Raw genomic sequence first — 9,904 nt, forward strand, 5'->3', positions numbered from 1 at the left:
GAAAATGCCGGCCCCATCGGAGCGCGGCAGGGCCAGTCAGATATCGGCCCCGATAAGCTGGTCCATCAGGCGCGAGGGTTCGGAACACCCTGCTTCTCCCACCACGCGCGCCGGCACGCCGGCAACGGTCGTCTTGGGCGGAACCGGCTTCAGCACCACCGAACCGGCAGCGATGCGCGAGCAGCTGCCGATCTCGATATTGCCGAGGATTTTCGCCCCGGCCCCGATCATCACGCCGTTTCCGATCTTCGGATGGCGGTCCGCCCCTTCCTTGCCGGTGCCGCCGAGCGTGACGCCGTGAAGGATGGAGACGTTGTCGCCGATCACGGCCGTCTCACCGACCACCAGCCCGGTGGCATGATCGAGGAAGATGCCCTTGCCGATGCGCGCGGCCGGATTGATATCCGTCTGGAAAATGCTCGAGGAGCGGCTTTGCAGGTAAAACGCGAAGTCCTTGCGGCCCTTCTGCAGCAGCCAGTGGGCGAGCCTGTGGGTTTGGATGGCCTGGAATCCCTTGAAATAGAGGAGCGGCTCCATGAAGCGCGTGCAGGCGGGATCGCGGTCGTAAACGGCCTGAATGTCGACACGCAGCACGCTTCCCCATTCCGGCCAGTCATCCAGCATGTCCTGGAAGGTCTGGCGCAGAAGCACGGCCTGCATGTCGGGATGATCGAGGAGTTCGCAGATGCGGTAGATCACACATTCTTCGAGAGACCGGTGATTGAGGATCGTCGAATAAAGGAAGGCCGAAAGCAGCGGGTCCTGCGCCGCGGCGCTACGGGCTTCATTGAGCAGGCTGCCCCAGATGGGATCGACGATCGCCAGCTGTTCGGGCTGACGGGCCTCGGTACGTGCGACCATGAATGGTCTCCTCGTTTGCAGTGGTCGTTCTTTATACAGAAAAAGACGTGCATTAGAAATGGGATTCGAATGACGACTTTAAAGGCGGCAAGGCTTCAGTTTTTCTTCATGCAGCATGAAAAACCGTTTCTTGCTGTCCTCAGCGTTGCCGCATTTCCGGACGGAAAACCGGGCTCCGCTTTTCCCGGAAATGCTCCGGGTCAAAGCGAGCGGTAAAATTCCAGCACCGCCGCCTTGAACACCCGGTCGCCCACGGCCAGCATGTGGTCGCGGCCGGGAATGTCGATGGCCCGCGCATGCGGCATGATCGCGGCAAGCTCCGCGCCGGAACCGGCGATATCGTCCTTCGTTCCGACAGCGATCAGCGTTGGAGCATCGATTTTCTCAGCCTGTTCGCGCGTGACGAGAACCCGCGACGTCTCAATACAGGCGGCCAGCGCCAGCCGGTCGCTTTTCGTCTGGTCGGCAAAGGCGCGGAACATGCGGCCGCGCTCATGGGTGACGACATCGAGCGAAGGTGCGAGAAGCGCCTCGGCAATCGGATCCCAGTCGCCGACACCTTCGACCATGCCGATGCCGAGCCCGCCGAAGACCAGCGAACGCACGCGCTCCGGATGCGCCATGGCAAGGAAGGCGGAAATGCGCGCGCCCATGGAATAGCCCATCACATGCGCTTCGGCGATCCCGAGATGGTTGAGCAGCGCCACCGCATCCCCGGCCATGACGGGCGGATAATAGGCTTCGGAATCGTGCGGCTTGTCGCTTGCGCCGTGGCCGCGATTGTCGATGGCGATCACCCGGTAGCCCGCTTCGCCTAGCGTCTTCAACCAGCCGGGATGCACCCAGTTGACATTGGCGCTGGAGGCGAAGCCGTGGATCAGCAGAACCGGTTCGCCCGCCGGATCGCCCTCGTCGAAATAGGCAAGGCGAAGGCCGTCATGGGAAAAATCGGAAAACTGCGGCGTGTTGAGATTCATCAAGGACATCCTTTTTGCCGGACCATATGGCAGGAATTAGCAATGTTGAACATGTTTTGCTGACGATTTTTATGGAGATGCAATGCGTTTGAGGCTACATATCCGCAACGACGAGCCGGCACGCGAAGACGGATTGCGGCTCGATAACGATATTGCATTTGGAGACGAACATGGCCGGGCATTCCATTCCCCACTTCCAGAACGATGGCGGACACCGCATGATCGAGATCGGCGTCAAGGAATTCATGTGCACCGGCGCTTCCGTGCCCTACGATCATCCGCATATCTTCATCGATATGGGCGACGACAACGAGAAGGTCTGTTCCTACTGCTCCACCCTTTACCGCTACAATCCGTCGCTGAAGGCCGAGCAGACCAATCCTCCGGGCTGCGTCTTCCATGTGAAGGCCGCCTGACCTTCCACTTTTCCTGATCGGGGCGCACCAATGCCCATCAAATCCGTAGCCATTGTCGGTGCCGGCATCGCCGGTCTCACCGCTGCCCTTTCCTTTGCCCGGTACGGGATCGACTGTGACATCATCGAGCAGGCCGGTGAGCTGACGGAAGTGGGCGCAGGCCTGCAACTCTCGCCCAATGCCGCCCGCATTCTCGCCGAACTCGGCGTGCTGCCGGAAATCGAAGCGCGCTGGACCGAACCGGTCAGCGTCGAACTCGCCTCCGGAAAATCGCTCGCCACGCTGCTCTCGCTGCCGATGGGCGCGGTGGCGCGCACACGCTGGGGCGCACCCTATGGCGTGCTGCACCGCTCGACGCTGCAGAATGCGCTTCTCCAGGCGGTGACACGCAACCCGCTCTGCCGCCTGCATCTCGGCAAGCGCATCGAAAACGCGACGGCGGATGTGATTGCCGCAACCACCTTCCGTGACCATGATCTGATCGTCGGCGCGGATGGCGTCTGGTCGGCGGCCCGTTTCGCGGTCCCTTCCGCTCCCGCAGCCACTTTCTCCGGCAATATTGCCTGGCGCTTCACCGTTGCCGCAAACGACGTGCCGTCAGCCATCAATAAAAGCGCAGTGACCGCCTATCTCGGTTCCGGCGGCCATATCGTCGCCTATCCGCTGAAGGAAGTCGGCGGCTTCAACATTGTCGCCATCGCGCTCGGTGCCGATCCCGGCGCAACCTGGCGGGCGGAATCGAGCGGGCGGCAGAAAGCCATGCTGCTGGAACAGTTTCGCGGCTTCAGCCCGGATATCGTCCGATTGCTCGATTCATCAGAGAATCCCACCTTCTGGCCGCTCTATCAGGCCGGCCCGGGCCGCTGGCACGATGGTCGTGACACGGTGCTGATCGGCGACGCGGCGCATGCCATGATGCCCTTCGCCGCACAGGGCGCGGCGATGGCGATAGAGGATGCTTTCGAACTTGCGGGAGCGACGGCGGGCGGCAATGCCGAAAAGCCCCTGCCCTTGCCGCAGGCCCTTACCAGCTTCGAGGCCCTGCGCCTGCCGCGCATAGAAAAGGCCCGCAAGCGGGCCTCTCTCAATCGTTTTGCCTATCACGCCACGGGCCCGGTGCGTATTGCGCGGGACTTCGTGTTTTCCACGCGCCCCACCGACGCCTTCCTGAAGGACTTCGACTGGCTCTACGGCTATCGCGCCAAAGGCTGAGGTTAAACTCCGGCCGCTGCCGCAAACCCGGCCTCGAGGTCCTTCTTGAGATCGGCGATATCCTCGAGCCCGATCTGCAGGCGGATGACCGGCCCTTCCGACGGGCCCTTGGCAATGGTCCTGTCGACAAGCGAGACCGAAACGGCAAGCGATTCGTATCCTCCCCAGGAATAGCCGAGCCCGAAGAAGGTCAGCGCATTGAGGAAGGCGGCGGCCGCCTGCTTGTATTTGCCCTCTTCCGCCTTCAGCACGAAGGAGAAGACACCGCTTGCGCCCTTGAAATCGCGCTTCCAGAGTTCGTGCCCGGCAAAGCTCGGCAGCGCCGGATGCAGCACGCGGACGACGTCGTCACGGCTCTCCAGCCATGTGGCGATATCGAGCGCGCTTTTCTGGTGGTGCTCCAGCCTTATTCCCATGGTGCGCATGCCGCGCAGGATCTGGTAGGCATCGTCGGAGGTGACGCAGATGCCGAGATTGGTATTGGCCTGATAAAGCGCCTTCCAGTGCTTTTCATTGGCCGAAACGAAGCCCATAAGCACATCCGAATGACCCGAAGGATATTTGGTGGCGGCGTGAATGGAGACATCGACGCCGAAATCGAGCGGCTTGAAATAAAGCGGCGTCGCCCAGGTATTGTCCATCGTCACCACGCAATCATACCGGTGAGCGATATCGGTGATCAGCCTTACATCCTGAATCTCGAAGGTGTTGGAACCCGGCGCTTCCAGATGCACCAGCTTCGTGTTCGGCCGGATGAGAGCCTCAATGCCCTCCCCGATTGCCGGGTCGTAATATTCCACCTCGACACCGAGCTTCTTCAGCATCGTATTGCAGAAACGGCGCGTCGGAAAATAGACGGAATCGACGATCAGCGCGTGATCGCCGGCGCCGAGATAGGCAAGGAACGGCACGGTGATGGCCGCAAGGCCCGAGGGCACGAGAATGGTTCCGGCAGACCCTTCCAGCTCGTCGACGAGATTGCACAAAGCATCCGTCGTCGGCGTGCCGTGGGTGCCATAGGTATATTTCTGGTTTTCGGTCGAAAGCGTCTCCGCGTCTGGAAAAAGCACGGTCGAACCGCGCACGATGGGCGGATTGACGAAACCGAAACAGTCCGCGGGATCGTTGCCGCCATGGGTCAGGCGCGTATTCACACCTGCGGCGGAAAGCAGGTCATTTGTCTTGGTCATTTCAGATCAGCTTTCGAAGGAACATTGACGCGTGCGACAATGCTAAGACCGCAACGCAAGGTCAAGTCCCGCAGGGACGCCTGAGCAGGTCGGATTGATCCATCGCCAACCAGAATACAATAAGTATACAAATACTGTGCAAGTGCAAATTTCCGCAAAAATATGCTTATATTTTCACCCTTTGCACACTTCCCGACCAAAATTTGGAAAATTCCGTTTTATAGGCACAATTATTGCCCGTACGTCTTGACCCCGCTGCCAATTGTGATTGTGATAGAAAAAGCGGATCGAAAAAGATCTCGCTGAAGGGGGAGCTGGGGAAGACAAACATGCCGGTCCCCTTCCAAGTGACGATAACAAACAAAGGTTGGGAAAAATGAAAAAGGCAATTCTGTCAGCCGCCATCGGCGCAGCAGTTTTGGGAGGAGCCTCGGTCGCTTCGGCTGCGACGCTTCAGGATGTGAAGGGAAAAGGTTTCGTCACCTGCGGCGTCAGCGCGGGCATTCCGGGATTTTCCAATCCCGATGACAAGGGCGAATGGTCCGGTATCGACGTGGACTATTGCCGTGGTATTGCCACCGCGGTTTTCGGTGATCCTTCGAAAGCCAAGTTCGTCGCCCTTTCGAGCAAGGACCGCTTCCCGGCTCTCCAGTCCGGTGAAGTCGATGTTCTGACCCGTAACACCACCTGGACGATCAGCCGCGACACGTCGCTCGGCTTCAACTTCCGCACCGTCAACTATTATGACGGCCAGGGCTTCATCGCCAAGAAGAGCCTTAACGTGAAGTCCGCTCTCGAGCTCTCCGGCGCCGCCGTCTGCGTTCAGACCGGCACGACCACCGAGCTCAACCTGGCCGACTACTTCAAGACCAACAATCTGCAGTACAACCCGGTCGTTTTCGAAAAGGAATCCGACGCAACCTCCGCCTATGATTCGGGCCGTTGCGACGTTTACACCACCGACCAGTCGGGTCTGTATGCAATCCGTCTGAAGCTGAAGAACCCGGACGAAAACGTCGTTCTGCCGGAAGTCATCTCCAAGGAGCCGCTTGGCCCGGCCGTTCGCCAGGGTGACGATCAGTGGTTCGACATCGTGACCTGGGTTCACTATGCGATGGTCAACGCCGAAGAGCTTGGCGTCACCTCCAAGAATGTCGATGAGCAGAAGAACAGCGCCAATCCGGACGTGAAGCGCCTGCTCGGCACGGAAGAAGGCACCAAGATCGGTACCGATCTCGGCGTGACCAACGACTGGGCCTACAACATCATCAAGCTGGTGGGTAACTACGGCGAAGTCTTCGACCGCAACGTCGGCGCTGGCTCTCCGCTGAAGATCGAGCGTGGCCAGAACGCGCTGTGGACCAAGGGCGGCCTGCAATACGCACCGCCGGTCCGTTGATCGGCCCCATTACCGGCTAGATCATAAGGAGGCTGGGCAACGCCCGGCCTCCGCTTCAAATTATATAAATAAGCTCGCAAAGAGCACATAAAAGGGAAAGGTGCCTATGGCAGGCAACGCGGTCAGTTCGCAACGATCGCGCGCGCAAAGCGCGTCGTCACTTATCTACGATCCACGCATACGCGGCATTTTTTATCAGGTCCTGACAGTCGTCGTCCTGGCCGCCTTCGTCTGGATCATCGTGACGAATACGATCACCAATCTTCAACGGTCAAACATCTCGTCCGGCTTCGGCTTCCTCAACGGAAGAGCCGGTTTCGATATCGGCCAGTCGCTGATCGCTTATACCAGCGACGCGACCTATGGCCGGGCATTGCTCGTTGGCATTCTCAACACGATCCAGGTTGCGTTTTTCGGCATCATCGCCGCCTCGATCATCGGTTTCATCGTCGGCATCGCCCGGCTGTCCAACAACTGGCTGATTTCGAAACTCGCGCAGGCCTATGTGGAAATCTTCCGCAACATCCCGCCGCTGCTCGTTATCTTCTTCTGGTACAAGGGCGTCATCTCGGTTCTGCCGCAGGCGCGCGAGTCGCTCGAGCTTCCGCTTGGAACCTACCTCAACAATCGCGGCTTTTTCTTTCCCAAGCCGCTGTGGGGAGAAGGCACCTGGCTCGTGCCGCTCGCCTTCCTCGTCGCCATCGTTCTCAGCGTCTTCGTTTACCGCTGGGCGAAGGCCAGACAGGAAAGAACCGGACAGCAGTTCCGCACCGGAATAACGGCGACGCTTCTCATCATCGGCCTGCCGCTGGCGACATTTCTGGCGCTCGGGGCGCCGCTGACATTCGACTATCCGATTGCCGGGCGGTTCAATCTCTCGGGCGGCGCAGTCGTCGCACCTGAATTCATGTCGCTGTTCCTGGCGCTTTCCTTCTACACCGCCTCCTTTATCGCCGAAATCGTTCGCGGCGGCATCAAGGCCGTGGCGAAGGGGCAGACGGAAGCTGCGGATGCGCTGGGACTTCGCTCCAGCACCACGACGCGCCTGATCGTCGTTCCGCAGGCGATGCGCATCATCATCCCGCCGCTGACGAGCCAGTATCTCAACCTGACCAAGAACTCCTCGCTTGCGGTCGCTGTCGGCTTCGCCGACATCGTCTCGGTCGGCGGCACGATCCTGAACCAGACGGGACAGGCGGTCGAAGTCGTTGCAATCTGGCTGGTCATCTATCTCTCGCTGTCCCTGCTCACGGCCGTGGTCATGAACTGGTTCAATGCGAAAATGGCCCTGGTGGAGCGATAACGATGACGATCAGCAATCACGCATTCGTGCGACAGACCATCGAGGACGCCAAACCCGCGCCCTCGAGCGCCGTCGGCTTCGGCCACTGGCTGCGCACCAAACTTTTCGCCACGCCGAAGGACACCGTCCTGACGGTTATCGCCCTTGCCCTGCTCGCCTATCTGGTGCCGCCGATCATCAAGTGGCTGTTCATCGACGCGGTATGGACCGGCAGCGATCGTATCGCCTGCCTGACCGCTTCACAGGGCGGCGCGCTGCCGGACGGCCAGTCCGGTGCGTGCTGGGCCTTCGTTTCGGCGAAGCTCGGCCAATTCGTCTTCGGCCGCTATCCGATCGACGAACGCTGGCGTCCCATCCTGGTGATGGTGGCGTTCGCCATCCTGCTGATACCGATGCTGATTCCAAAAGCGCCATTCAAGCGACTGAATGCGCTGGCGCTTTTCATCATCCTGCCCTTCATTGCGTTTTTCCTGCTCATCGGCGGCGTCTTCGGCCTGCCGAAGGTGGAAACGCAGCTCTGGGGCGGCCTGATGGTGACCCTCATCCTGTCGTTCTTCGGGATCACGGTGTCGCTCCCCTTCGGCATTCTTCTGGCGCTCGGCCGGCGGTCGAACCTGCCGGTGATCAAGATGCTCTGCGTGCTCTTCATCGAAGTCATCAGAGGCATTCCGCTGATTACCGTCCTGTTCTTCGCCAGCATCATGCTGCCGCTGTTCCTGCCCGACGGCTGGACCTTCGACAAGTTCCTGCGCGCGCTCGTCGGCGTGTCGCTGTTCTCCTCGGCCTATATGGCGGAGGTGATCCGCGGCGGCCTGCAGGCCATTCCGAAGGGACAATATGAAGGTGCGGATTCGCTCGGCCTGAACTACTGGCAGAAGACGAGACTGATCGTGCTGCCGCAGGCGCTGAAGCTCGTCATTCCGGGCATCGTCAACACCTTCATCGGGCTGTTCAAGGACACGTCGCTGGTCTCGATCATCGGCATGTTCGACCTGCTCGGCATTGTCACACTAAACCAATCGGATGCGAACTGGGCCACGCCCGTCACCGCCATGACTGGCTATATTTTCGCAGGCTTCGTATTCTGGATATTCTGCTTCGGCATGTCGCGTTATTCGCTGTTCATGGAACGGCACCTCGACACCGGGCATAAACGATAAGGGACGCTCAAATGGCAGAAACCCAAGCAAAAAAACTGACCGTCTCGACAACGGCGTGGCGATCGAACTCATCGGCATGAACAAGTGGTATGGCGACTTCCACGTGCTGCGCGATATCAACCTGAAGGTCATGAAGGGCGAACGCATCGTCATCGCCGGCCCTTCGGGCTCCGGCAAGTCGACCATGATCCGCTGCATCAACCGGCTTGAAGAACATCAGTCGGGCACGATCAATGTCGATGGCATCGAGCTCACCAACGACCTGAAGAAGATCGATGAGGTGCGTCGTGAAGTCGGCATGGTGTTCCAGCACTTCAACCTCTTCCCGCATCTGACGATCCTCGAAAACTGCACGCTGGCGCCGATCTGGGTTCGCAAGATGCCCAAGAAGGAAGCCGAAGAAGTGGCGATGCACTATCTGAAGCGCGTCAAGATCCCCGAGCAGGCGAACAAATATCCCGGCCAGCTCTCCGGCGGCCAACAGCAGCGCGTGGCGATTGCCCGCTCGCTCTGCATGAAGCCGAAGATCATGCTGTTCGACGAGCCGACCTCGGCGCTCGACCCGGAAATGGTCAAGGAAGTGCTCGACACCATGGTCAGCCTTGCCGAAGACGGCATGACGATGCTGTGCGTAACCCACGAAATGGGCTTCGCCCGCCAGGTGGCAAACCGCGTCATCTTCATGGACCAGGGCCAGATCGTCGAACAGAACTCGCCCGCCGAATTCTTCGACAATCCGCAGCACGAGCGCACCCGGCTGTTCCTCAGCCAGATTCTGCACTGATCATTGAAGAGGCGTCCGGAACGGACGTTTTCAAATTGCAAACCTAAAAACGGGACCTCACGGTCCCGTTTCTTTTTTTAAACTGAAACCGAGGGCCGCAAGTGAAACCGGAGCCTCTTTATTATTTTATTGTCGACCCAAGCAGCAATACTTGAACTTCTAACTGGCCAGCCTGATATAGTCGTAGCGATAATTTGATCGCGGCCTTGGACATGTTTGCGATGGATGGTTTGCTTGTATTTCTAGGAGACATATTAAGCGGCTTGATATCCGGCAGTCCCCCGAAATCAAATTTTGTGCGGTGGATGGCATATGCGATCAATGCAATCATAATAATACTCTCTGGCCTGCTGATATATGGAAAATACCTGACTTGATTTTCGCTAGCCCGCAGACTTGAGAAACCACATGTTTCGCAAGGCAATTGAAGCCGAGCCATATCACTCACGCAAAACAGCAAACTCCGACCGTTTAACCATTTGTTACGAAACAAGAATCCTTGTTTTTCAGGGCTTCTGGCTGCCCATGTCATTTTTTTGTCAAATCATGCATTTTTCCGCTTGCAGACCTTCGGGAGCCTGACTATAAGGGCGCCACACCAC

8 protein-coding genes and 1 pseudogene are annotated in these 9,904 nt (G+C 58.9%); 6 read left to right on the forward strand and 3 right to left on the reverse strand.

Translation table 11 applies throughout. The annotated features are described in order from the left end of the window. Positions 1 to 36: 36 nt before the first annotated feature. Both cysE and L901_RS02695 read right to left on the reverse strand, forming a co-directional pair. Positions 37 to 861, reverse strand: coding sequence for a serine O-acetyltransferase (cysE, locus tag L901_RS02690; RefSeq protein ID WP_035261225.1), 825 nt, complete (start codon positions 859 to 861; stop codon positions 37 to 39). A gap of 200 nt (positions 862 to 1,061) precedes the next feature. Beyond that, a complete protein-coding gene (locus tag L901_RS02695) occupies positions 1,062 to 1,838 on the reverse strand; it encodes an alpha/beta fold hydrolase (RefSeq protein WP_035261230.1) in 777 nt (258 codons plus the stop codon). 170 nt (positions 1,839 to 2,008) lie between these two features. On the opposite strand from L901_RS02695, the gene L901_RS02700 reads away from it, so the two are divergent. Together L901_RS02700 and L901_RS02705 are read left to right on the forward strand one after the other, a co-directional pair. Further along, a complete protein-coding gene (locus L901_RS02700) occupies positions 2,009 to 2,254 on the forward strand; it encodes a zinc-finger domain-containing protein (protein WP_035261222.1) in 246 nt (81 codons plus the stop codon). A gap of 30 nt (positions 2,255 to 2,284) precedes the next feature. Next, complete coding sequence (locus L901_RS02705; protein ID WP_059753123.1) at positions 2,285 to 3,466, forward strand: FAD-dependent monooxygenase; 1,182 nt, start codon at positions 2,285 to 2,287, stop codon at positions 3,464 to 3,466. A gap of 2 nt (positions 3,467 to 3,468) precedes the next feature. On the opposite strand, the gene L901_RS02710 is transcribed toward L901_RS02705, so the two are convergent. Next, a complete protein-coding gene (locus tag L901_RS02710) occupies positions 3,469 to 4,656 on the reverse strand; it encodes a cystathionine beta-lyase (RefSeq protein ID WP_059753126.1) in 1,188 nt (395 codons plus the stop codon). Between the two features lie 376 nt (positions 4,657 to 5,032). On the opposite strand from L901_RS02710, the gene L901_RS02715 reads away from it, so the two are divergent. From L901_RS02715 to L901_RS02730, 4 genes and pseudogenes are all read left to right on the forward strand, one after another. Continuing rightward, positions 5,033 to 6,055 carry an amino acid ABC transporter substrate-binding protein gene (locus L901_RS02715; RefSeq protein ID WP_003524863.1) on the forward strand — a complete coding sequence of 341 codons (1,023 nt, stop codon included), beginning with the start codon at positions 5,033 to 5,035 and terminating at the stop codon, positions 6,053 to 6,055. A 106-nt stretch (positions 6,056 to 6,161) separates the two neighbouring features. After that, positions 6,162 to 7,358 carry an amino acid ABC transporter permease gene (locus L901_RS02720; protein WP_003524861.1) on the forward strand — a complete coding sequence of 399 codons (1,197 nt, stop codon included), beginning with the start codon at positions 6,162 to 6,164 and terminating at the stop codon, positions 7,356 to 7,358. 2 nt (positions 7,359 to 7,360) lie between these two features. After that, positions 7,361 to 8,518, forward strand: a complete 1,158-nt coding sequence (locus L901_RS02725) for an amino acid ABC transporter permease (RefSeq protein ID WP_003524858.1) — start codon at positions 7,361 to 7,363, stop codon at positions 8,516 to 8,518. Between the two features lie 11 nt (positions 8,519 to 8,529). Then, a pseudogene (locus tag L901_RS02730) lies at positions 8,530 to 9,302 on the forward strand (amino acid ABC transporter ATP-binding protein). Positions 9,303 to 9,904 lie beyond the last annotated feature (602 nt).

The organism is Agrobacterium sp. D14, assembly GCF_001526505.1.
GTDB lineage: Bacteria > Pseudomonadota > Alphaproteobacteria > Rhizobiales > Rhizobiaceae > Agrobacterium > Agrobacterium leguminum.

Bases quoted from the DNA above. Each gene is read 5' to 3' on its own strand.
- cysE (WP_035261225.1), bottom strand. From the start codon at position 861: ATGGTCGCACGTACCGAGGCCCGTCAGCCCGAACAGCTGGCGATCGTC.
- L901_RS02695 (WP_035261230.1), bottom strand. From the start codon at position 1,838: ATGAATCTCAACACGCCGCAGTTTTCCGATTTTTCCCATGACGGCCTT.
- L901_RS02700 (WP_035261222.1), top strand. From the start codon at position 2,009: ATGGCCGGGCATTCCATTCCCCACTTCCAGAACGATGGCGGACACCGC.
- L901_RS02705 (WP_059753123.1), top strand. From the start codon at position 2,285: ATGCCCATCAAATCCGTAGCCATTGTCGGTGCCGGCATCGCCGGTCTC.
- L901_RS02710 (WP_059753126.1), bottom strand. From the start codon at position 4,656: ATGACCAAGACAAATGACCTGCTTTCCGCCGCAGGTGTGAATACGCGC.
- L901_RS02715 (WP_003524863.1), top strand. From the start codon at position 5,033: ATGAAAAAGGCAATTCTGTCAGCCGCCATCGGCGCAGCAGTTTTGGGA.
- L901_RS02720 (WP_003524861.1), top strand. From the start codon at position 6,162: ATGGCAGGCAACGCGGTCAGTTCGCAACGATCGCGCGCGCAAAGCGCG.
- L901_RS02725 (WP_003524858.1), top strand. From the start codon at position 7,361: ATGACGATCAGCAATCACGCATTCGTGCGACAGACCATCGAGGACGCC.